Below are 22,328 nucleotides of genomic sequence, written 5' to 3'. Positions count from 1 at the left end.
CAGTTAGTTTATAGTATAATAATTCTATGCCAAAAAATACCAACATAAAAAGAATACTAATCTTAGGAGCAGGCCCTATTATCATAGGCCAAGCGGCAGAATTTGATTACTCTGGTACTCAGGCTTGCAAAGCCCTTATGAGAGAAGGTTATGAAGTAGTACTTGTAAATTCAAACCCAGCCACCATAATGACAGATGAACAGCTTGCCACTAAGACTTACATAGAACCCTTGACTGTAGAGGTTTTAGAAGAGATTATAAAAAAAGAACACCCAGATGTCTTACTACCTACCTTAGGAGGGCAAACGGCTTTAAACTTAGCAAAGGATTTATATGAATCGGGCATATTAGAAAAATATGGTGTAGGAATAATAGGTGCCAGCTACGAGGCCATCAAAAAAGGTGAAGATAGGGCTCTTTTTGCAAAAGCCATGGAGGAGATAGGTCTAAAAGTTCCACCAAATGCCATAGTAAACTCTCTTTCAGAGGGTATGGCCTCTATAAAAGATATAGGATTTCCAGCTATATTAAGGCCAGCTTTTACACTTGGCGGGACAGGGGGTTCTATCGTTTACAACTTAGAAGAGTTTCCAGCTAAGCTAAACGCTGCTTTAGAAGCCTCTCCTATACATCAGGTGCTTATAGACAAATCTCTTATAGGATGGAAGGAGTTTGAGCTTGAAGTCATAAGAGACACAAAAGACAACGTCGTTATAGTTTGTTCTATAGAAAACTTTGATCCTATGGGTGTTCATACTGGAGACTCTATAACAGTAGCACCAGCCCAAACCCTAACCGATAAACAATATCAGATGTTAAGAGATGCAAGCCTTGCCATTATAAGAAAAATAGGTGTTGATACCGGAGGCTCAAATATCCAGTTTGCAGTAGACCCAAACAGCGACAATTTTTACGTGATAGAGATGAACCCAAGGGTTTCAAGAAGCTCAGCCTTGGCTTCTAAGGCCACTGGTTTTCCCATAGCAAAAGTAGCCGCCCTTTTGGCGGTTGGATATACCCTTGATGAGATAAAAAACGACATTACAAAAAATACACCTATAAGCTTTGAGCCAAGCATAGATTATGTTGTAGTAAAAATACCAAGGTTTGATTTTGCAAAGTTTAAAGAATCAAGCAAAATTCTTGGTACCACAATGAAATCTGTGGGCGAAGTGATGGCTATAGGAAGAACTTTTAAAGAAGCTTTCATGAAAGCCATAAGAAGTTTAGAAACCGATAATCCATATCTCTTTATGAAAGATTACGAAGCGCTTTCTTACGATGAGCTTCTTACAAACATAAGGATACCAACACCAGAACGTATTTTTTATATAAAAGAAGCGTTTATGAGGGGTATAAGCATAGAAAAAGTGAATGAAGTAAGCCATATAGACAAATGGTTTTTACATCAGATAAAAGAGCTTGTAGAGGCTTACAAACAAGATATACCTTTCGATAAAGATTATATATTTGAGCTAAAAATATTGGGCTTTTCAAATAAAGAAATAGCTAAAAAGTTTAACAAGACAGAGAAAGAGATAGAAGAGCTTTTGGAAGGTCTTATGCCTACTTTTAAAGCGGTAGACACCTGCGCTGGGGAGTTTAGGGCTTATACGCCTTATTATTACTCCTCTTGGGAATATCCATACTATAAAATCGGGCAAGAAGAAGCTATTTTTGACAACGACTAAATTTTGCATAAGTCCAAAAACTACTGCCAAAGATAGACATAAATAAACCATCTCATAAAGATTTTATTTCCTAATTTTATTTTCTAAAAGCCTAAAAATGTTAATATAATTTCTAAATTATTAACATCAAAATCCCCAAAATCATTGTCTATCAACGATCTGTCGATCGGCAAAAAATTATTAAAAAACGCCTTGTTTTCAAACAAAAAAATACCTCATTTTTGGCATCTCAGCTATATCTGACAAAGAATTGTCGATCTCCTATGATTTTGCTCCTATTGACGATCGACGGGAAATATGTTATATTATAAGCTGTTGATAGGTTGATGGGGTACCTCAAAAACCTTGCCGGCGAAGGGTTTTAGGGTAGTTCACAATTTTTTCATTTTGGTGTTTTGTTTGTACCTATAGGGGATTGAAACAGTTTGTTTTTTATCACAAAGCCCCAATTTTTAATCTTGTTTTGTTTGTACCTATAGGGGATTGAAACTCCATAATCGGCACTTTATTAGTTTTGATGTCAATGTGTTTTGTTTGTACCTGTAGGGGATTGAAACAATGATACCACACAAGAAAGCGACACACAAGAAGGAAGTTTTGTTTGTACCTATAGGGGATTGAAACTATTTTAATATTTGATTCATTATTTCCCTAATTTGTTTTGTTTGTACCTATAGGGGATTGAAACTTTGATTAAAGAGTTTGACTTTACACCATCATTGTTTAAGTTTTGCTTGTACCTATAGGGGATTGAAACTCCTCCTCGAATATCGGCGTGACGCCGACTTGAAGAGTTTTGCTTGTACCTATAGGGGATTGAAACAATCTTCTATATCGTCTAATATACGCTCTATCAATAGTTTTGTTTGTACCTATAGGGGATTTACTTTTGTAAATAATGTTAGTAGTAGCAATTTCTGGTTTCATCTGAGCCGTCTGGGTTAAGAAGCTGTGAAATCATATCCTTTAAATACTTTTGATTTGTAGTAAAATAGATCTATGGATATACAACCTCACGATACATTTTTCAAGCAGATATTTTCAGATCCCAAAAGATTAAAGATGCTTCTTGATATCTTTGCAGAGGATATAGCACAGGATATACATTCTATAACACCCGTTAATACAGAAAAGTTTTCTTCTAAATCTCAAAAGTTCATGCTTGATTTACTTTTTAGCTGCAAAGTAGAAGATCAAGATGCATATATACGGGTAGTACTTGAGCACAAATCTTATCTTGATAAAGAACTACCTATTCAGCTTTCATACTACAACAGTGCTATCTGGGAAGAAGCCATAAAAGAAAAAGAGTATTACCCTCCTATTATCAACATCGTTTTTTATCATGGAAAAGGTGAATGGAATATGCCAACATGTTTACCTATTGTTAAAAATACCAAATTAGAAAAATACACATCTAAGCTAAACTATATACTTATAGATCTAAATAAAATATCAGATGATGATATTATAAGTGAAACACATAAAGATCTTTGCACACAGTGGGCCTTGCTTGCAATGAAACATATATTTGATAGCATAAAAGACTTTATAAAGGTATTTGAGCTTATAGCAGATTATATCAAAACCCATGATTATATAGAAACGACTCATTGCATATTTTTAACGCTTGATTATATTGTATCTGTGAAAGACAGTGCTGAAGAGGTTGAAAATATTTTAAAAGAACTAACAGGAGGTGATGAAAAAGTTATGACACTAACAGAAAAGTGGAAAATGGAAGGCAAACAAGAAGGATTACAAGAAGGATTACAAAAAGGATTAATTAAGGCTAAAAAAGATGACATCAAGAGTGCTGTCCTTATCAAGTTTGGGTTACTACCAAAAGATTTTGAAGAAAAAATAGAAAACACAGATGATATACAGGCTTTAAACGATATCTTCAAGAAAGTTATACTTGCCACTAAAATTGAAGAGATTCAATAATCTAGCCTATTTAGTAATGATTTATAAAATCTATTAAAATTGTTCAATCTTAACCATGTGGGTTTCAACAACTCCACCGATTTCTGAAACGCGATTATATCTTTCTAGTGTGCCAACGGCATTTTTACATCGTGAGTAAAATATTTGTTAAGAAAACTGGAATTTGAAATGTGGTAAACCACTCTGTCCATATTCTATCTAAACTTATTTAAGAGCAGGTCGTACTTTAATAACTGAATAAGTGTATAGAGCTTTTTATACTTAGTAAATCCCAGCATGGCATTTTTAACTTTTTAGGTAAAGGCTTTGTTTTATTTCATCTGAAGCTCTTGGATATTAAAAAGACATAAGTATAATTGCAATCATAACAACATCGTTGATTTACAATGCTTGAAAGGCAGCTTAATTTAAAACATGGTTTTGTGTACATAGAGGATTTAAACTGATAAATATCATTGCAAAAATAAAAATAGATATTAAAGTTTATCTATTTATAGGGGATTTTAATAGCATTTAGATAAAATACAATAAGAGGCGATAAATGAAGAAATCTTACATTATAGGAGGAACAATATTATTAGTTTTAATTGGTGGTTTTGTTTTTCACAGATACGTGTATAGTAAAATAGAATATAAAAAAGGTCTTTCTTATTATAAAAATAAAAACTACCAAAAAGCATTACCTTTATTTAAAGACGCAGCGAATCAAGGATATGCGCCAGCCGAAGTTAAGCTTGGAGTGTTGTATTTATATGGTGAAGGAACATTAAAGAATTACGACAAGGCTATCTATTGGTTCAAGAAAGCTGCTGATCAGGGAGATGCAGACGGAGGATTTGATCTTAGTGTGATTTATGTCAATGGTTTAGGAGTACCACGGAATTATAGAAAAGCTCTATATTGGGTGAAGAAATTTGCTGAACGAGGAAATGCATACGGAGAATTTGGTCTTGGATGGATGTATTTATTTGGTAAAGGAGTACCAAAGGATTATGACGAAGCTCTATATTGGGTGAAGAAATCTGCTGAGCAGGGAAATGCAAGAGGAGAAAATCTTCTTGGATATATGTATGAAAATGGTTTTGGAGTATCACAGGATTATAACAAAGCTTTGTACTGGTACAAAAAGTCTGCTGAACAGGGATATGCACCAGCAAAAGCTAACCTTGAACGTCTTGAATCAGAGCACTAATTTGGTGGCTATTGAATCAAAAACAAGTGTATGAAATGGAAAGAAATGATCTTGGAATGATGTACCAACATGGTTTACAAGTAGGCTTAATTCAAATGAACAAGGCAAACAAAAGGAGGTATTAAGATGTTAAAGAAGTTAGTTGCAACATTGGCTTTAACAAGCTTGGCTTTTGGCAGTGGGTTGTGCTTTAACCCGTATAACCATGATTATGGGGTTAGCACAAAAGACATGTCAAATTTTTATTATGTCTCTTATAATCGCAACAAAGAAATCGTGCTTCATAATGGTAAATTGCAGCTTGATAAAGATGTCAGTATAAAACTTTTAAAGTATATAGCAAAAGGTAATAAAGCATTGGTATTAATGAAAGCAGACGTCGATTATTTAGTATTTTATGTGGAATGTGTAAATGGTAAACCACAAACTAAGGCTGCGGAAGACATAGGTTCATATGTTGATTCAGATTTTTCACATCCTTGGAATGTTAAAAGGTATCCAGTCAAGGTAGGATTCTATAAAGATGGATTCTGGACTAAAGCTTTAGGTATAGATGGTGGGACATATCATGATCCAGAATATCATTGCAACTATGAAACTGCCTACTTCCCATATAAACTTGTAGAAGAACATAAGACGGATAATAATCCGCCACATAAAAACAAATTCTTACCAAAGAGAGTATGTAATGTTTTGGTAAAGCAGTTAGGCATAGGATTACCATAAAGAAAAAACCATTAGTATAATAAGAAAGCTATCTGAATGGTGATTGGTGTTTCCTAAGGGGATGACCTTTACGCTTTTTTGGTTTGGCTTTTTTATGTACCTACAAGAGACTGAAAAGAGCTTTTTAGGTTATAGAACGCTTGCTAAGATAGTTTACAAGTCTGCCATGCCCCACAAGTATACCACGATAAACAAGTATTCAACTCTCCCAATTATAGCAAGATTTATGTGTTTATGATGTATTTAACCTGTACTAAAGTATTATCGCTTGGTAGTTTCAGATATCAGCTTTTCTATCTCATCAATGCTATTGGCAGTAATAGATTTATCAAATATAACATTTAGCTTTTGAAGGTCCTCTATCTTAGATAGCCTATTTTCAATATCTTCTGGCAATATCCCAAATCTTGTCAATATCACACGTTTTATATCCTCTAATTTCTCTTCAAGCCTTCCTTCAAGTTTTCCTTCAATCTTTCCTTCAAGCCTTCCTTCAAGTTTTCCTTTTAATTTACCTTTTAACTCACCTTCAAGCATTCCTTTTAAGATGGCTTCTTGTTCTAATTCCTTAACAAGCTTTCCCACCACAGGCCACTCTTTTATGTCGTCTATAGTTAGGCTTATTTCAAGCATAGGTGCCTCCTCGTAAAAATCTATAATCTCTTTACTTAATTTAGGTCTTATGCTTAAAAGCGTCAATATCTTCTTAAACCAATCAGACCTTTCTTTGCTTGGCAGCTCTTTTAATTTAGCTACAGCTTTTTTGAATAGTTTTTCTCTATCTTTTACATTGCATAGAAATGCAAAAGTTATATCTGCTATATTGTTAGACTCTATTAGACTATCGCATTGAATATACTTTATATCTATTATCTCGTATTTGTAAGAAATACCAATATCTTCAAAAGAATTTTCCATATTGCATTCATCTTCACCAAGATAAATAAGCTTTTGATAAAGAGACCTGTCTTTAAAATGCGACTTTATAAGGCTATAATACTCAAGCATTCTGTAAAGCATGTCTTTGTCATTACTTGTTTGAAATTTTATATGTAGTATTGAGTTATCTTCAAGCTCTAAAAGTAAATCTACTCTTCTTTCTTTTGTGCTTGGAAACACTGAGTTCAAAACACGTTTGTAGTTTTTACCTGTTATCATTCTTATAAATGCGCTTTCTGAAAAAGATGGAATTATATCTCTTATTGTGATATCTATCTTCTGAGGATGTTTATTCTCTTGATCCATAACTTAAGTAAAATTATATCACTCTTTGTATAAGTCTATATAAAGCATAGAAAGAGAGGTTTGTCATATTTGAGATAAGTGTTTTCTTAAAAGAAAATAATATCACGACAAGTCTGCCACAATCCACAAGTATACCACGATAAACAAGTATACCACGCCCTACAAGTCTGCCACAATCCACAAGTCTGCCACGGCTTATGTCTGCGATGTATTGAACTTGTGCAATTTTTTATAAATAAATATGATATAATAAGTCATAGGAGAGTAAATTAATTATAAGTTTTAAAAGTAGTTGAAATAAACAGATAGGAATAAAAGGAGTGAAGTTATGGGAAAACCTTATGAGACTTTGAAATTGATTTCTTACTTTCACAATAAGCAGATCAGATTTTTAAAGGTGTGAAGGAGGTGAATATGCCTACTGAAATAATATTAATTGTTATCTTGATTTTATTATTAATTTCAATTGCTTTAAATATTACTACTTACTTGAAACTTGAGAAAGACAAAAGTTTAATACTAGAAGAGATGTCAAATCATCACAAAGAGGTATCAAATCACAACAATATGATTCAAACCGCAATGAACCAAGCGTTTTTAGATCTAGATAAAAAGATAGAGCGACATGAAAATGAAATCAAAGAACACAACAATATGATTCAAACCGCAATGAACCAAGCGTTTTTAGATCTAGATAAAAAGATAGAGCGACATGAAAATGAAATCAAAGAACTTGAGGAAAAAATTGAGCATATTATAAAACTTCTTAAAGAGCCATTAACAGAGGAAGATTTAAGATGAATGATAAACAATATATCTTAGATTATCTTGGATATTTAAAAGAGTTAAGTAGAAAAATCGGTGTTGGAGTTGATTTTGGAAATCTTGTTAAATCTAAACCAAGAAATAAAAATCTTGAAAATACTTTTTTCTACTTTGATAAAAACTTAGACATAGGAGAAATTTATAGAATTGACATAGGAGAAATTTATAGAGCTAATAAAGAAGTAGATGGAAAATTATATTGGTACTTAAGGCAAAAGCTTATAGAAATTAATAATTCAAATCAAGCAATATTTTTAGGTATTGGATTATTAAAATATGTAATAAAAGAGAATGGAAGTTATACCAATAAAGCCTTTGGACCTATTTTTATAGTTAACTTAGATATAGAAGAAGATAAGGAAGGTAAAAGTATATCTATTTATTTTGAAAACTCATATATAAATTATGATCTTTTTAATAACATATCTGAAAATTTAGAAGATAACGAAAACTCTATCCAATTAGAACAAGCAGTATACTTTATAAAAACCTTAGAAGAAAAACTTGAAGAAACAAATAATTTGCTTGGTTTAAAGACTCTTGCAAAAGAAGCTATTTTGAAAATTCCTGAAGCATTTAACATTAAAATTGAACAAGACATTACAATAGAAAACAAAAATGTAAAAGAGATATTCTATAAAAAAGAAAGCGTTTATTTAGATAGAAATTATTTTTTTGTCAATAACTTTCCTTCTGAACTATCAACTTACAAATCTTTAGAATTGTTAATTCAAGAAATAAATGAAGAAGGAGATTTTAAAAACAGCACACTAAAAAAACTTTTTGTATCAGCCTTTGAAGAAAAGATTAACTTAGAGAAAGTTGACAATTTTAAACTTGAAGACTATGAATATTTAACTCCTTTGCAACTTTCAGAAAGTCAGAAAAAAGCTCTTGAGAATGCTATAAATTACGAAATTTCTTATATACAAGGACCTCCGGGAACTGGTAAAAGCCATACTATAACTGCATTGGCTTTATTGTCTATTTTACTTGATAAAAAAATTCTAATCGTTTCTCAAAAACCACCGGCTATTAAGGTTCTGTTTGAAAAGTTAACAGAAATTTTAGAAAAAAATAACATTATTCCGTTTATTTATTACTATGATGAGCACAAAAGAAAAATGAAGGAAAATGTAGGAGCTGTTGAGAGATTAAATATAAAAGACGATTTAAAAGAAAGATTAAGATACTTGGAAGAAAGAGCAATAGATTACATTAATGAGTTAAAAGAATTAGAGAAAAATTATAAAAAATATCTTGCATTGGAAAATAAATATTACTCTATAAGAAAAGATTTGAATGATGAAGTCAAGTTTTTTGAGGGAGGATTTTTTAATATCAAAAATTACCTCAATCACTTAAAATGCATAGAAATTGAAGAGCTAAATCTTCATAAAAATACTTTTAAAGTATTAGAAGGATATGGAAATACAAGACTTTTGCAGTTAAGAAAAGTATTTCTTTATAGATTTTTAAAAAACTATCACAAAGAGCTTGAGCTTAAGAAATTTTTAAATATTAGCCAATCTTTATTCTTAGATTCTCTGATAAAAATAATTTATGATTATAATAAAATTCAAGATACAAAAAGTAAGATTTTATCATTTGGAGATATACAGAATTTAGTCAATCGGATAAACCATATAAAAAGCCAATTAATGCAAGTTTCAAAAGAGTTAGTAAATTTAAAGCTATTACTTAAGATTTATGAAAATGCACAAAAATATAAAAATAATTTAGCCAAATTTAAGAATGTTTTTCATTGGGTAAAAGATCGTTTATTAAAGAATGTACAAGAAAAAGTTAATTATGAAAATATTTTGGAAATTTTTAATATTTGGATTGTAGATATTCCAAACGTAGACAGAATACTACCTATGAAGCCAAACTTATTTGATATCGTTGTAGTTGATGAATCCTCTCAGGTAAATTTAGCTCAAATAATTCCGGTATTTTATAGAGGTAAGCATATTTGTGTAGTTGGAGACCATAAACAGCTAAGCCTTGAGGCTACAGGTTTAGGATTTTCTATTGGTGGAAAACTTGATAGGTATACATGGGAAAAATTTAAACCAAATAAGATAGATTATGAACAAGCAAAAAGAAGAGATTTAATATTAACAAAATCTTCTATTTTAGATTTTTTAGTTTCAGATGATTCTGATAAAGATTCGAACAGAGAATCTTTTAACTACATAAGTGCAGAAGCTCAAAGTATGTTAAACGAACATTTTAGGTCAGTTTATCCTTCGGCAAGCTTTACTTCAAAGAAATTTTATGAAAATAAGATTTATATTATGACAAAAAATCCCAATTTAGAAGATAAAGCATTTAAAAGTATCAAAGTTAACGGTAAAAGGCATTTAAAATTTAATGTTGTTGAAGAAGAAATAGATGAAGTTTTTAAAATTATTGAAAGTCTAAAAAGAAATAGAAGATATGAGGACGTTGTTTTACCAGATTATGTTCCAGAAAATTTTTCAATAGGGGTATTATCATTTACAAGGGATCAAGTGGTGAGGTTGAAGATTAGAAGTTATGAATATGGCTATGAAGATATACTTATAGGAACACCAGAAGAGTTTCAGGGTCATGAGAAAGATGTAATGATTATATCACTTGCTTTAGATGAGACATGCACAAGAAGTAAAAACCATTATGAAAATAAAAATAGATTTAATGTTGCTACAAGTAGAGCAAAATATTTTACGTTTTTAGTTTATGGTGGAATTCCTGAAAACTTCCATTTGACTAAGGAATACATAGTACACTTTGAAAGTATAGAGAATGTAGATAGAAAAAATATAGATACAGAAAATGCTCACCTAGATAAATCTAAATTTGAATCAGAATTAGAGGAATTTGTTTATAATTATTTAAAAGATATAGTAAACGAGATAAATAAAAATTACCACTCAGATATAAGAATATACAATCAATATGAAACTTGTGGTTATAGATTGGATTTTGTATTGCATAATAGAAAAAACAAAAAATTTATTGCATTGGAAGCTGATGGACCTTATCACTATGAACAATCTGGTTTACAAAGTATTAATTATGCTGATTGGCACATAGAAAGAGCAGAAAGGTTAAAAAGAGCTGGGTGGAAAGTAATTCATACACCATATTATAGGTGGTATATTAACGGATGGTTAGATTCAAGCAATCCTATTATGAGAGAAGAGTTAGAAAGAATTAAAAAGGAACTAGTAGAAAACTTAACCACTTAACTAAGCTCTATAAGTCTACCACGGTTTATATGTCTACGACTTATTGAACTTGTGCATTTGTATAAATTGTTTGTTATAATATAATATTAATTTTTAAAGGAGGTTTTAGATGCCCAACAAAAGACAGGCTGCTAAAAGAGCTAGAAGAGATGAAAGAAGAAGAGAGATAAATGCGTTGCATGTATCAAGGATGAAAACTGCCATAAGAAATTTTAAGAAACTCATACAAGCCAAAGATTTGGAAACCGCCAAAGCCAAACTTCCTTTTGTGGTAAGTATGATCCAGCACGCAGCCGCTAAGGGTTCTATACACAAAAACGAAGCGGCCAGAAGAGTATCGAGAGTTACACAACTTTTAAACAAGGCTTTGGCATCCAATGAGCAAAAATAAAATATACACTATTTTATCCCTTAGCATCACAGCTATATTTGTGGCCATAGGTTTTTATTTTCTTAAAAACCATGAAAAAGAGTACAACGAAGCTGCAAGCTATCAACTATCAAAAGTAGATGAGCTTTTGCAACAAAAAAACTATCAAGGAGCCCTAAACCAAGCCCAGTTTGTGGCAACCCATTATAAGAAAAGTCCTATGGCGCTTTTGGCGATGTCTTATGAAATAGGTATATCCACGTTGGCAAACTTGCCTGTGAACGACGTTGCTTTGTCTCAAGATATTTCATCTAAAGCAAAAACATTGCCTGCTAAATTCTTATACGAAGAAAGGGCAGCTTATGGGCTATACAAAGAAGGTAAATACCAACAAGCCGTAAGCATACTAAACACCATCCCAAACAACGCTTTCAACAAAGCTTCTGCCTTACTATTGGAAGCCGAAGCTTATGAAAAGTTAAACGACAAAGTAAAAGCTATAACAGTTTACAACGATATAATAAAAGCGTTTCCAAAAAGCTATTATGCAAACGTAGCCTCTCTTAGAATATCGATGTTAGAATCATGAACAAACTCTATGAAGGCAAGGCTAAAATAGTCTATGAAAACGACCAAGACACTTACATAATAACATTTAAAGATGATGTTACCGCTTTTGACGCCATAAAAAAAGACAACATATCTGGTAAAGGACATATAAATTTAGAAATAACATCTTTTATTTTTGAGCTTTTAAAAGCCAGAAATATAAAAACACATTTTATAAAAAAACTATCTGAAAACTCTATGGTTGTTTTAAAAGCAACCCGCATAGATGTAGAAGTGGTGGTAAGAAACATAGCTGCTGGAAGCCTAACCAAAAGACTTGGCATAAAAGAAGGTACATCTTTAAACCCGCCGCTGGTAGAACTTTTTTACAAATCCGATGAGCTTCACGACCCTCTTATATGTATAGAACACGTTAAACTTCTCAATCTTGCCACCGAAGAAGACATAACATTTATGAAACAAACCGCTTTGAAGGTAAATGATGTTTTAAAAGAGTTCTTTGATCAGCTTGATATAATACTTGTAGATTTCAAACTTGAATTTGGTAAAACAAAAGACGGCGAGATAATATTAATAGATGAAATATCTCCAGATAGCTGCAGACTTTGGGACAAAAAAACCGGCGAAAAATTAGACAAAGATAGGTTTAGGTTTGACCTTGGGGATCTAAAAGAGGGCTATCTTAAAATCTTAGAGCGTATAAAAACACATTCATAAAAATACAAAGCGTTTTAAAGCATAAATCTCTTGCTGATTTTGTAATAAAAACTTTTGTTTAAAAATATTTTTAATTTTCCGCATTTTGGTTTTTATTTTTGATGTTAATTTATTTAATTCAAAGGCAGTTTAACTTAAAAAGGTTAAATATTTTGTAAAATAAGTTTTTTGATTTTACAATTATAACACGATATATATCATAAAAAATGTTTTATATCAAAAGCGGGCTGCTTAATTTTAAAGGCAAAAAGAGGTTATGACAATGTGTCAAATCATATTTAAACTATTGACAAAAGATCTTATAAGTATAGATTTTTACAAACCAAAAAGGAGGTAAAGTCTATGGAAATAGTGGTATCCATACCATTTATTCCGCTTGTTATTGCCGCTTTGATATCCTTTGTGGATGATAAGAGGGCGATACCAAGAATCAGTATGTTCTTTTCAGGGCTTATAGCCATTATAAGCCTTATAGGTACCGCTTATGAGTTTATGTTTCACAAGGTGATAATAGGGTTTTACAACACCTTGGTGTTTGATCATTTGGCCTCTATACTGGTGCCTTATGTGGCCATCATAGGGCTTGTTATAAGAAAGTACGCTTCAAACTACATGTGGGACGAAAAAGGTTATAAGAGGTTTTTTATAATACTAAACTTTATTTTTAGCTCCATATACTTTATGATAATGGCAAACAACCTCATTGTAATGTTTATAGCTTGGCAAATACTAAGCCTTAGCCTTTACTTCTTGATATCTTTTAGGGTGGAGTCAAAAGATGCAGTAAGGTTTGGCTCTTGGGCTATCACGGTGCATAGAATAGGAGATTTCTTTTTCTTGTTAGGGACGATACTAACATACAAAGTCTATCATACGCTAAACCTTCAAACGCTATATCACATATGGCAAACCAACATAGAGCATAGCACTGTTGTAAATGCAATAGCCCTCTTGTTTGTGGCTTCTGCAATGGCAAAATCAGCTATTATACCTTTTTACTTTTGGCTTCCTTACACATCGGAAGCTCCAACTCCAGTTTCAGCCCTAATGCATGCTGGTATAGTAAACGCTGGTGGTATACTCTTGAACAAAATAGCTTACCTTTATCTATCTTCCTCAATTGCTTTGAATACCGCGTTTTTCTTTGGCATATTAACCGCTATAGCCGCTTCTGTGGTGATGCTCTCTAAACCAGATATAAAACGCTCTTTGGGTTATTCTACAGTAGGACAAATGGGATATATGATAATGGAAGTTGGTATAGGAGCTTTTAGCGTAGCAATCTATCACCTCATAGTACATGGTATATTTAAAGCTTCTTTGTTTTTAGAGTCTGGTAACGTCATACACCTTGCCAGAAAAGATCCAAACATACCAAAAAATCTCTCTTACAAGCTTTTCTCAGAAGAAACTGAGGAAAACAGAAAAACCATAGGTGAGATTGTAGCTATATTTACCATAATACCTATAGTGCTTTTTACACTTATAGAGTTTTTGATAAATAGAGTTCAATTTCAATTCCAAGCTGGTATTATATTCTTAGCTTTTGGTTGGCTCACCAGTGCCCAGCTTTTCCTATCGTTTTTTAAGGTTTCTAAAAATACATCTTTAAAAACTATCTTAGGTCTTATAGTATCTTTTGTATTTATAGTTTTAACCTACGAGTTTATGGGTACTACATTTGAAGAATACCTCTATGGGCCCAAATACGTAGAGTTTTACAAAGCTGCTAATCTATCTATACCTTACCTTCTTATATTACTTGCTTTACTTATAGGTGTTATAGTTTTTGGTTGGGCTATCATATACTATCAATCTTACAAAGATGCTTCTGGCACAAGGTATGAAAAGCTAAAATGGACTTTTTATAAAATCTTCTCCAGAGGATTTTTCTTACCAGATATTTTAATAAGGTATTTTAAGCTTTTATAAGGAGGTATTTATGTACTACTTAGCATTGACTATGATGGGTATTTTACCCTACTATCTTTTTGGCAAAAACTTCAAGACCTACAGCATGTTGTTTTTAGGGCTGCCGCTTATGGGGCTTTTTATCTACCACTTCGATGACCCAACGGCTACAAGCGCCATCTACAAAGCTCTTGAGCTTATGGCATTTATAACATCAGCGCTTACGTTTTTATTGTCCTATAGAACTTCAAACCTTATAAAACTTAGTTACTACTTTGTATTTGTAAACGTTGTGGCGCTTTTTATCTTTAAAGATAAATGGATGTTTGAACTTTACTTTGGTTCTCTTGTTTTCAGCGCATTCTCTCTTTACCTTGTAGGCTATTATATGGATAAAACCTTTGGCAGCGCCAACATAGACGCTATTACCGGTATCGTACTAAAAGCTCCAAAACTTGCTTTATTCTTAAGACTTTCTCTTATGAACCTTGGGCTTTATCCTCCTTTTGCAAACGCTTTGATAATTACTTCAAATATATTAAAATCAAGCTTACATCTTGATGGGTATTTGATAGTAGTTTGGTTATTCTTTGCAAACTTTTTTATGGCTTTTAGGATAATAAATAGCTCTTTGTTTGGTAAACCAAACCCATTGGTAAACTACAAAGATATAGGACAAGGCTATGTTTTTGTGTTTAGCTTGGTTTTTTCAGTGTTAACCGTTGTAGGTTTTTACAGCTTGATGGAGGTGTTGTTATGATAAGAGTAGCTTTTGAAAACGCGGTGAAGCTTATTCCCTATTATTGGCCAATGACCACATTCATATCTAGAAATCCTCTTATGGGTTTTGAGGATATGCCTTTTAGAGAAGGCCTTAAAAAAGCCTCAAAGCTTTTTAAAGCAAAAGTATACATGCCTTCTTCTTACTACGTAGAACTCTACAAGGATGGTATTATCAAAAAGGATGTTTTTGAAGAAAATTTGTTGGAAGAACTAAGAAAAATAGGACTTGAAAATTATTTTCAAGAAGCAAAAACCTTTATGGTGGATATAAGCCCATCTTTAGATGAGTATAAAAAAGTACCAAAAGACTTAGATGAAGCTATACTTAAACATGTTAAAACCAAAGATAACATATCGACAACGTATTATCAAAAAGGTGTATTGGGGCTTATAGAAGAACTTTGTGAAGATATGATCCTTTGCGAAATAGTAGATGCAGTGTTTGACAAAAACTATACAGACATTATAGAGAAAGAGATAGTGGAATTTATAGCAAGATTTTTAGACGAAGGCCAAACCACCATGTCTATGCCAGAAAGAGAAAGGGGCATGTTTGAGGCTTTTAAACTATACGAAGGTATAAAAGAAACCCTTGATGAAGAATCTTTTGTAGAAAAGCATATAAACTTTTTAAATCCAAGCGACATTGAAAGATATATATTAAACCATTTTGTTAAAGATTTTGGTTGGTCATCTTTCATAAAGTATAGAAGTGAAGCACAAGACTACTACTTCCAGATAAAATACCCATCTTCTATGATGGCGTATCTTGCTATAAGGCTTTATTTTGAGCACAAATACCTAAAAAAAGCACCAATAAAAAACTTCGATGCGTTTAGAGATTTTGCTTCAAAAAATCCCTATTATGTGGTTTTAAAGCTTTTAAAAGCCAAAAACATGTTATATCCAAAGTTTTTGGACGAAATTGAGCTTGGCAAAGATTATAAAGCGATATTTGAAGAGTATTTAAACTACAGAGAAGTTCAAAGGGCATCTCTTCTTCAAAATGTAATATATGCTATGAGTCTTTATTTGGACAACCCAAAAGCGTTGATTGAACTTGTGGAGTTTTTAGAAGAGGAAGTGGGATATATATGGCTTGTATCTTTGGAAGACTCTTACATAAAAGATCTTTCAAAAGAGTTTTTAATGGCAAAAGAAAGAGAATTAAAATCAAATTTAGCTACTGCGATATTTTGCATAGATGTAAGATCAGAGGCCATAAGAAGAAATTTAGAGAGGTTTGGACATTACAACACCTACGGAGTGGCTGGATTTTTTGGTACTCCTATAGCTTTTATAGAGTTTGACAAAGGACATGAAATATACTCTTGCCCTGTTATCATGAAACCAGAGAAGATTATCCTAGAACTTCCAAAGGACAGCCATAAAGAATATGAACAAAAGAAAAATATCAATTATACTTTTAAGAAGATCTTAGAATCTCTTAAAAATAACCCATATACACCATTTTTCATGGTGGAGGCAATGGGATGGCTTTTTGGAATTAATTTGTTTGGTAAAACGCTTTTCCCTGGACTTACTCAAAAGCTGATGAAGAATGTAAAAGCTCAAAAACCAGACACTACCTTTACCATAGACAAACTTTCTGAACAAGAGATTGAAGAGTATGCAAAAAGATTTTTTGTAGAAAAGATACAAGAAGCCTATCATGAAGCCTATAAGAAAAACTTAAAATACAAAGACGCCCTTGAAATACTAAACACTATATTAAACGAAAAAGCATCTTTTGATGCCAAATTTTTGGAGCTTTTAAAAACCAAATACAACGTCACAAAAGAAGCTTACGAATTCCAAAAGCAAAAGCTATCTATGATAGGATATACACCAGAAGAGCAAGTTAGCTTGGTGTACAACTTTTTAAAACTCATAGGTTTTACCAAAGATTTTCCTAAGTTTGTATTCTTGTTTGGACACGGAAGCACTTCTGATAACAATCCTTTTGAGTCTGCCCTTGACTGCGGTGCCTGCGGAGGCAACAACGGTCTTGCAAACGTAAGAGTCTTAGCTAGAATAGCAAATAAAAGAGATGTTAAAGAAGCTCTTGCTCTAAAAGGTATTTTTATACCAGAGGATACTGTGTTTATACCTGGTATTCACGATACCACCACAGATGAGTTAGAGCTTTACGATTTGGATTTTGTGCCGGAAACTCATAGAGCATACTTAAACAAGGTCTTAGAAGATTTTAAATTGGCTTCTCAAAAAACAAGAGAAGAAAGAGCAAAGATGCTTCCTTACGCTGATAACCCTGAAAAAATATTTATAAGAGCTATAGATTGGTCTGAAACAAGACCAGAATGGGGATTATCCAAAAACATGGGAGCTTACGTAGGAAAACGCTCTAGCACTCAAAATTTAGCACTCAAAAATAGGGTTTTCATGCAATCTTACGATTGGGAGATAGACAAAGATGGTTCTATATTGAAAAACATATTGGCTGGTCCTTATCTCATCGGTGAGTGGATAAACTTAGAATACTATTTTTCCACTACAGATAACGAAAAATTAGGAGCTGGTTCTAAGGTGTATCACAACGTAGTGGGAAAAGTTGGCGTTTGGACAGGAAACTACGGCGATCTAAGAACTGGTCTTCCCTATCAAACAGTGTATGTGGATGGGAAACCATACCACGAACCAATGAGGCTTCTTGTATTTGTAGAAGCTCCTATTGAGAAGGTTATGGAAGCCGCCAAGAGTGTACCAAAAGCCTTAGAGCTTGTATTAAACGAATGGACAAGAGTAATCATAATAGATAAAACAAAAGGATCTGCTTTCACCATAAAGAACAAAGAAGTCATAACAGTGTTTGAACAAGGCTCACAAACGACAGCTTAATAGTTTTTAATAAAGCGGAGGGGGTAGGGCAGGTGAGTTTTTAATTTTTTTAAAAGCCCCGAAATAACATCGGGGCCAGAAAATGAGAGGATTTATATCACTTCTTGTGCTCTACTTTTTTGTGCCATTTTTTGTGGGCTACTTTTTTATGCCACTTCTTGTGCCATTTTTTGTGCACCATCTTCTTGTGCACTGGTTTGTGTTCCATTTTCTTCTCTGCTGCCATCACCATTGGTGATACTGCAAACATACCTGCCAAAAGCATTGATAAGAACTTCTTCATAGCTCTTAACCTCCTATAAAAGTTTTGATAGTTTTTAATATAATAAAAAAAAGATGAAAATTTGATGAAAACTAAAAATATTTTATATTACAAGTATAAGTAATCTTCTCTGGCTGGGCCAGTAGAAAGCATCGATACTTTTGTATTTAGATAATCCTCTATAAACATTATATAATCTAAGGCCTCTTTTGGAAGTTTGCTTTTATCTCTTGCCGCTTTTGTGTTGGTTTTCCAGCCTTTTAATGTCTTGTAAATAGGCTTTGCGTTTTCCATATCTTTCAAAGAGGACGGAAAATCTTCAAAGTTTTCATAGGCTATACAAACCTTTATCTCATCAAAATTGTCTAAGACATCTAATTTTGTAAGTATTATTTCATCAAAGCCGTTGGTATCGCAAGCGTATTTTAAGGCCACAAGGTCAAGCCATCCACATCTTCTTGGTCTTCCGGTGGTAGAACCATACTCATGCCCAAAATCTCTTAAGGCATCTCCTATCTCATCTTTTAGCTCTGTAGGAAAAGGACCGGCTCCTACCCTTGTAGTGTAAGCTTTTGAAACACCCACAAACTTAGCATCGGTGAAATATTTTGGATGAAGTCCTGTACCGTTTGAAAGACCAAGCGTTGATGAGTTGGAAGAGGTTACATAAGGGTATGTACCTATATCTATATCAAGCATAACCCCTTGAGCCCCTTCAAATATCACGCTTTTTGAGGTCTGTATAAGCCTAAACGTATTTTTAATATTTTTTTCTATAGGTTTAAAAAGCCTAAAAATATCTTCTGCAACTTTGTCTTTGTTTAAATCAAAGCTTTCGTTGTAAACTTTCTCACATAGTTCTTTTGTGAATTCGAGATTTTCTTCGAGTTTGCTGTAAAATATGTCTTCATCTTTTAAATCTACCATCCTTATGCCTTTTCTGGCGTACTTCATCATGTATGTGGGGCCTATGCCTTTTAAAGTTGTACCTATGTTTGATTTTTTTTCAAAAAGCCTATCTAAAATTTTATGATAAGGAAGGATTATATGAGCCCTATCACTTATAAAAAGTCTATTCTCAATATCCAAAGCCTCAAGATCTTTTATCTCTTTGCTTAAAACTTCAAGGTCTATAACCATACCCTGGGCTATTATGCCTTTTGTATGCTTGTGAAGTATGCCAGTGGGCACAAGATGAAGGATATATTTTTTGCCTTCTACTATAACAGTATGACCTGCGTTGTTTCCACCTTGATATCTCACCGCCGTTTCATAGTCTTTTGATAGCAAATCCACTATCTTGCCTTTTCCTTCATCACCCCATTGAGCACCAACTATAACCAGTTTTTCCATAACCTATTAATTATATCAGAAAAAGCTTTATTATCATAGCAAAGTATTTTTACAACGATGCTAGAGACTTGCCGAACAAGAAAATTGTCATTGTCAGAGATGATAAGGGAGAGCTGTATGTGAAGAGAATCTATAAAGGCAAAAACGGCATCGCTTTCATATCAAACAATCCAGATTATGAACCTATCCATCCAAACGAGGGTTTTAGGATCATTGGGACTGGTCAAGAAGTGATAGCAAGACGGAAGTTGTGAGTGCAAAATTGCAGGGATGGTAGGAAAAAGTAGTATAATTTTTGTAAGGGGGTAAATTATGGGCTTAATTCTTCTTATCGTAGGGTTTGTGCTTTTCATAGGAACGTTTGTAAAACCGAAAAATGAAGCCGATGCAAAGAAGTTAGAGATGTTCAGAAACCACAAATGGATATTTAGGATTGGTGGGTTTATTGTCATGGTTATTGGTTCGGCGTTGATGACGGGCAATACTACACAATCAACAGTGCAGACATCTAATCAACAAGAAGCTAAACAAACTCAAGCATCCAGCATTTCAGGAACGGATCTGAAAAAAGCTGTGGTATCCTTTTACAAACAAAACTACCCTGAAGCTACGATAGGTGGCGGAAACAATGATGCTATCATACAATTTCCTTACAAAAACACTACTCTTACCGTTGATGTAGGAGATATAAGCGATGGTGTCTTTACTGTGAACTGTTTCATAGGAATGCGGCTTGCAAGAAATTTGGGAAGTAAAGAATGTTTATCTACTGAAGATAAAGCAGGGCGTTCTATTATTGACGCTTTTTATCATATCTATGACATCAAGAAACCAAGTGAAGAAGAATTTATTGAGTCTCTTAGGCACAAATGCATAGAAAGGGAATGCGATATCAAAAATATGACTGTAATAGCATCTGGCAATAAAAAGTACACACTTAATATTCATTCTGAATATATTTCACCAGGCAATAAACATATACAATACGTTATGATAAGCGTTCAATAACACTGCAAAATTGCAATATATAAGCAGGATTTTATGGCGGAGAGGGAGGGATTCGAACCCCCGGTGGGCGTCAACCCACAAGTGATTTCAAATCACCCGCTTTCGGCCACTCAGCCACCTCTCCTAGGATTATATTATTTTATCAGAAGTTTGAAGAAGTTTTTATAGTTTTTAACATTGTTCCAACGGCCGCTCTCTGAGCTATGGAGCGCCTATACCTGTTCGTTAGCTTTGAAATGCGAAGTTGTCGCTCTATACTCTTCACCCCATTTATGCAACACATCTAAGACGGGTTTTAAACTCTCTCCAAGAGGCGTAAGAGAATATTCTACTTTCGGGGGGATTTCAGGATATATTTTTCTCTCTATAAGACCATAATATTCTAACTCTCTTAGTTGTTTTGTGAGCATTTTTTGAGTTACTTCTGGCATAGACTTTTTTAGCTCCGAAAAACGCTTTTTGCCTGTGAGTAGTTCTTTTATAATAAGAAGTTTCCATTTGCCGTTTAATATATTTAACGTTATACTAACTGGGCATTCTTCACTCATAGACCGTGGTAGACTTGTTATCGTGGTAGACTTGTTGAGCTATTTCTTTTAAAGCGTTTATAAGAGCGTCGTTTTCTTCTTTTTTACCGATACTTATCCTTATATGGTTTTCAAGGTTTGGAAGGTAAGATATGTTCCTTGTCAAAATACCTTTTTGTATGAGGCTTTTATGAATAAAATCTGCATCGTTTACTTTTATTAGGAAAAAGTTTGCACAAGAATCATACACTTTTATACCTTTTATCTCAGAAAGGGCTTCTTTTAGCCTATGTCTTTCATCTGTTAAAACTTTTATTTGGTTTTTGATGTTATCTATGTGGTTTGAAACAATGTAATCTGCTATAGCTTGGGATGTGGAGGATACGTTAAAAGGCATCTTTAGTTTAGATATTTCTCTTATAAACTCTTTTGTGCCTATCAAAGCCCCAACTCTCAAAGAAGCAAGGCCTATTTTGGATAAAGTTCTCATAACTGCTATGTTGTCATCTTTTATAGCATCTTTTATATAAGTTTTACCACAAAAATCATAATAAGCTTCATCTACGACTGTAAAAGTATGTTTTCTTATAAGTGCTATATCTTCATCCTTAAACAAGTTTCCGGTGGGGTTGTTTGGATTTGATATAAAAGCGATAGAGGGTTTTTTCTCAATGGCTTTTTGAAGGGTTTGTTTGTTCATTTGAAAATTTTCATCCAAATCCACATCGTATATGGGTTTTCCCAAAGCGTTTGCTATAACCTCATACATGGGAAACGTAGGACGCGGTATCAGTGCCCCTTCATCAAGTTCTCCTATACCAAGCATAAGATATTGGATGGCTTCATCTGAGCCGTTGCAAACCATTATGTTTTCTGGTTCTACCTCATAAAGTTTGGATAGGGTTTGTCTTAGTTTTGTAGCATGGGGATCTGGATATCTGTTGAACTCTATATTTTTTATAACCTCTAAAAGCTCTAACTTTACAGACTCCTCCAAATCAAAAGGGTTTTCGTTGGAAGAGAGTTTTATATGACAAGGTGTTGTCTCGGTTTTGTAGGCTTTTAAAAGCTTAATTCTCTTGCTAAACATCTTTTTATTATAGCAT

At 33.1% G+C, this 22,328-nt stretch carries 19 protein-coding genes, 1 tRNA gene and 1 CRISPR repeat array; of the genes, 14 read left to right on the top strand and 6 right to left on the bottom strand.

From position 1 onward, the window contains the following. Positions 1–26 precede the first annotated feature (26 nt). The 4 genes from carB (at position 27) to HYD3684_RS05535 (ending at position 5,556) form a co-directional block, all read left to right on the top strand. The gene (gene carB, locus HYD3684_RS05550) at positions 27–1,691 is read left to right on the top strand and encodes a carbamoyl-phosphate synthase large subunit (protein WP_015419694.1); all 1,665 of its coding nucleotides are present in this window, start codon (positions 27–29) and stop codon (positions 1,689–1,691) included. A gap of 392 nt (positions 1,692–2,083) precedes the next feature. Beyond that, a CRISPR array of direct repeats spans positions 2,084–2,580; the repeat unit is 30 nt; unit sequence GTTTTGTTTGTACCTATAGGGGATTGAAAC. 110 nt (positions 2,581–2,690) lie between these two features. Next, the gene (locus HYD3684_RS05545; RefSeq protein ID WP_015419693.1) at positions 2,691–3,638 is read left to right on the top strand and encodes an Rpn family recombination-promoting nuclease/putative transposase; all 948 of its coding nucleotides are present in this window, start codon (positions 2,691–2,693) and stop codon (positions 3,636–3,638) included. Between the two features lie 541 nt (positions 3,639–4,179). Further along, on the top strand, positions 4,180–4,830 hold the full coding sequence (locus HYD3684_RS05540) for a tetratricopeptide repeat protein (RefSeq protein ID WP_015419692.1): 651 nt from the start codon (positions 4,180–4,182) through the stop codon (positions 4,828–4,830). Positions 4,831–4,956: 126 nt separating this feature from the next. Beyond that, positions 4,957–5,556 (top strand): hypothetical protein, encoded by a 600-nt coding sequence (locus tag HYD3684_RS05535; protein WP_015419691.1) that lies wholly within the window; start codon positions 4,957–4,959, stop codon positions 5,554–5,556. A 261-nt stretch (positions 5,557–5,817) separates the two neighbouring features. On the opposite strand, the gene HYD3684_RS05530 is transcribed toward HYD3684_RS05535, so the two are convergent. Beyond that, positions 5,818–6,801, bottom strand: a complete 984-nt coding sequence (locus HYD3684_RS05530) for a hypothetical protein (RefSeq protein WP_015419690.1) — start codon at positions 6,799–6,801, stop codon at positions 5,818–5,820. 414 nt (positions 6,802–7,215) lie between these two features. Here HYD3684_RS05530 and HYD3684_RS05525 point away from each other — a divergent pair, with 414 nt between their 5' ends. The 8 genes from HYD3684_RS05525 to HYD3684_RS05490 all read left to right on the top strand — a co-directional run bounded on the left by HYD3684_RS05525 (position 7,216) and on the right by HYD3684_RS05490 (position 18,072). Next, complete coding sequence (locus HYD3684_RS05525) at positions 7,216–7,602, top strand: hypothetical protein (protein ID WP_015419689.1); 387 nt, start codon at positions 7,216–7,218, stop codon at positions 7,600–7,602. Continuing rightward, on the top strand, positions 7,599–10,862 hold the full coding sequence (locus tag HYD3684_RS05520; RefSeq protein WP_015419688.1) for an AAA domain-containing protein: 3,264 nt from the start codon (positions 7,599–7,601) through the stop codon (positions 10,860–10,862). Before HYD3684_RS05525 ends, HYD3684_RS05520 begins: the two co-directional genes overlap by 4 nt. A gap of 109 nt (positions 10,863–10,971) precedes the next feature. Continuing rightward, complete coding sequence (rpsT, locus tag HYD3684_RS05515) at positions 10,972–11,253, top strand: 30S ribosomal protein S20 (RefSeq protein ID WP_012514171.1); 282 nt, start codon at positions 10,972–10,974, stop codon at positions 11,251–11,253. Beyond that, positions 11,240–11,821, top strand: coding sequence for a tetratricopeptide repeat protein (locus HYD3684_RS05510; protein ID WP_015419687.1), 582 nt, complete (start codon positions 11,240–11,242; stop codon positions 11,819–11,821). The genes rpsT and HYD3684_RS05510 overlap by 14 nt, the downstream gene beginning before the upstream one ends. Next, positions 11,818–12,519: a phosphoribosylaminoimidazolesuccinocarboxamide synthase gene (gene purC / locus HYD3684_RS05505; protein ID WP_015419686.1), complete on the top strand. Its 702-nt coding sequence runs from the start codon at positions 11,818–11,820 to the stop codon at positions 12,517–12,519. The genes HYD3684_RS05510 and purC overlap by 4 nt, the downstream gene beginning before the upstream one ends. A gap of 342 nt (positions 12,520–12,861) precedes the next feature. Next, positions 12,862–14,451, top strand: coding sequence for a proton-conducting transporter membrane subunit (locus HYD3684_RS05500; protein WP_015419685.1), 1,590 nt, complete (start codon positions 12,862–12,864; stop codon positions 14,449–14,451). 10 nt (positions 14,452–14,461) lie between these two features. Further along, positions 14,462–15,190 (top strand): hypothetical protein, encoded by a 729-nt coding sequence (locus tag HYD3684_RS05495; protein ID WP_015419684.1) that lies wholly within the window; start codon positions 14,462–14,464, stop codon positions 15,188–15,190. Then, positions 15,187–18,072: a DUF2309 domain-containing protein gene (locus HYD3684_RS05490; protein WP_015419683.1), complete on the top strand. Its 2,886-nt coding sequence runs from the start codon at positions 15,187–15,189 to the stop codon at positions 18,070–18,072. Before HYD3684_RS05495 ends, HYD3684_RS05490 begins: the two co-directional genes overlap by 4 nt. 97 nt (positions 18,073–18,169) lie before the next feature. On the opposite strand, the gene HYD3684_RS05485 is transcribed toward HYD3684_RS05490, so the two are convergent. Beyond that, positions 18,170–18,355 carry a hypothetical protein gene (locus HYD3684_RS05485; RefSeq protein WP_015419682.1) on the bottom strand — a complete coding sequence of 62 codons (186 nt, stop codon included), beginning with the start codon at positions 18,353–18,355 and terminating at the stop codon, positions 18,170–18,172. A gap of 87 nt (positions 18,356–18,442) precedes the next feature. Beyond that, positions 18,443–19,687, bottom strand: coding sequence for an adenylosuccinate synthase (locus HYD3684_RS05480; protein ID WP_015419681.1), 1,245 nt, complete (start codon positions 19,685–19,687; stop codon positions 18,443–18,445). 68 nt (positions 19,688–19,755) lie between these two features. Between HYD3684_RS05480 and HYD3684_RS05475 the strand changes: the two genes are divergently transcribed. Together HYD3684_RS05475 and HYD3684_RS05470 are read left to right on the top strand one after the other, a co-directional pair. Continuing rightward, positions 19,756–19,941, top strand: coding sequence for a S24 family peptidase (locus HYD3684_RS05475; RefSeq protein WP_041112961.1), 186 nt, complete (start codon positions 19,756–19,758; stop codon positions 19,939–19,941). 58 nt (positions 19,942–19,999) lie between these two features. Then, positions 20,000–20,695, top strand: coding sequence for a hypothetical protein (locus tag HYD3684_RS05470; RefSeq protein ID WP_015419680.1), 696 nt, complete (start codon positions 20,000–20,002; stop codon positions 20,693–20,695). Positions 20,696–20,729: 34 nt separating this feature from the next. Here HYD3684_RS05470 and HYD3684_RS05465 read toward each other — a convergent pair. The 3 genes from HYD3684_RS05465 to hisC all read right to left on the bottom strand — a co-directional run bounded on the left by HYD3684_RS05465 (position 20,730) and on the right by hisC (position 22,312). Next, positions 20,730–20,819 (bottom strand) — tRNA-Ser (locus HYD3684_RS05465). 88 nt (positions 20,820–20,907) lie between these two features. Next, the gene (locus tag HYD3684_RS05460; protein WP_015419679.1) at positions 20,908–21,243 is read right to left on the bottom strand and encodes a helix-turn-helix domain-containing protein; all 336 of its coding nucleotides are present in this window, start codon (positions 21,241–21,243) and stop codon (positions 20,908–20,910) included. Beyond that, a complete protein-coding gene (hisC, locus tag HYD3684_RS05455; RefSeq protein ID WP_015419678.1) occupies positions 21,236–22,312 on the bottom strand; it encodes a histidinol-phosphate transaminase in 1,077 nt (358 codons plus the stop codon). The genes HYD3684_RS05460 and hisC overlap by 8 nt, the downstream gene beginning before the upstream one ends. Between the last annotated feature and the right edge of the window lie 16 nt (positions 22,313–22,328).

The sequence above is a fragment of the Hydrogenobaculum sp. 3684 genome (genome assembly GCF_000213785.1).
Lineage (GTDB): Bacteria > Aquificota > Aquificia > Aquificales > Aquificaceae > Hydrogenobaculum.
Note: the sequence above shows the minus strand (reverse complement) of the source record. Positions and strands in the feature narration are given on the sequence as shown.

Excerpts from the sequence above, each read along its gene's own strand:
- carB (WP_015419694.1), top strand. The coding sequence starts at position 27 with ATGCCAAAAAATACCAACATAAAAAGAATACTAATCTTAGGAGCAGGC.
- HYD3684_RS05545 (WP_015419693.1), top strand. The coding sequence starts at position 2,691 with ATGGATATACAACCTCACGATACATTTTTCAAGCAGATATTTTCAGAT.
- HYD3684_RS05540 (WP_015419692.1), top strand. The coding sequence starts at position 4,180 with ATGAAGAAATCTTACATTATAGGAGGAACAATATTATTAGTTTTAATT.
- HYD3684_RS05535 (WP_015419691.1), top strand. The coding sequence starts at position 4,957 with ATGTTAAAGAAGTTAGTTGCAACATTGGCTTTAACAAGCTTGGCTTTT.
- HYD3684_RS05530 (WP_015419690.1), bottom strand. The coding sequence starts at position 6,801 with ATGGATCAAGAGAATAAACATCCTCAGAAGATAGATATCACAATAAGA.
- HYD3684_RS05525 (WP_015419689.1), top strand. The coding sequence starts at position 7,216 with ATGCCTACTGAAATAATATTAATTGTTATCTTGATTTTATTATTAATT.
- HYD3684_RS05520 (WP_015419688.1), top strand. The coding sequence starts at position 7,599 with ATGAATGATAAACAATATATCTTAGATTATCTTGGATATTTAAAAGAG.
- rpsT (WP_012514171.1), top strand. The coding sequence starts at position 10,972 with ATGCCCAACAAAAGACAGGCTGCTAAAAGAGCTAGAAGAGATGAAAGA.
- HYD3684_RS05510 (WP_015419687.1), top strand. The coding sequence starts at position 11,240 with ATGAGCAAAAATAAAATATACACTATTTTATCCCTTAGCATCACAGCT.
- purC (WP_015419686.1), top strand. The coding sequence starts at position 11,818 with ATGAACAAACTCTATGAAGGCAAGGCTAAAATAGTCTATGAAAACGAC.
- HYD3684_RS05500 (WP_015419685.1), top strand. The coding sequence starts at position 12,862 with ATGGAAATAGTGGTATCCATACCATTTATTCCGCTTGTTATTGCCGCT.
- HYD3684_RS05495 (WP_015419684.1), top strand. The coding sequence starts at position 14,462 with ATGTACTACTTAGCATTGACTATGATGGGTATTTTACCCTACTATCTT.
- HYD3684_RS05490 (WP_015419683.1), top strand. The coding sequence starts at position 15,187 with ATGATAAGAGTAGCTTTTGAAAACGCGGTGAAGCTTATTCCCTATTAT.
- HYD3684_RS05485 (WP_015419682.1), bottom strand. The coding sequence starts at position 18,355 with ATGAAGAAGTTCTTATCAATGCTTTTGGCAGGTATGTTTGCAGTATCA.
- HYD3684_RS05480 (WP_015419681.1), bottom strand. The coding sequence starts at position 19,687 with ATGGAAAAACTGGTTATAGTTGGTGCTCAATGGGGTGATGAAGGAAAA.
- HYD3684_RS05470 (WP_015419680.1), top strand. The coding sequence starts at position 20,000 with ATGGGCTTAATTCTTCTTATCGTAGGGTTTGTGCTTTTCATAGGAACG.
- HYD3684_RS05460 (WP_015419679.1), bottom strand. The coding sequence starts at position 21,243 with ATGAGTGAAGAATGCCCAGTTAGTATAACGTTAAATATATTAAACGGC.
- hisC (WP_015419678.1), bottom strand. The coding sequence starts at position 22,312 with ATGTTTAGCAAGAGAATTAAGCTTTTAAAAGCCTACAAAACCGAGACA.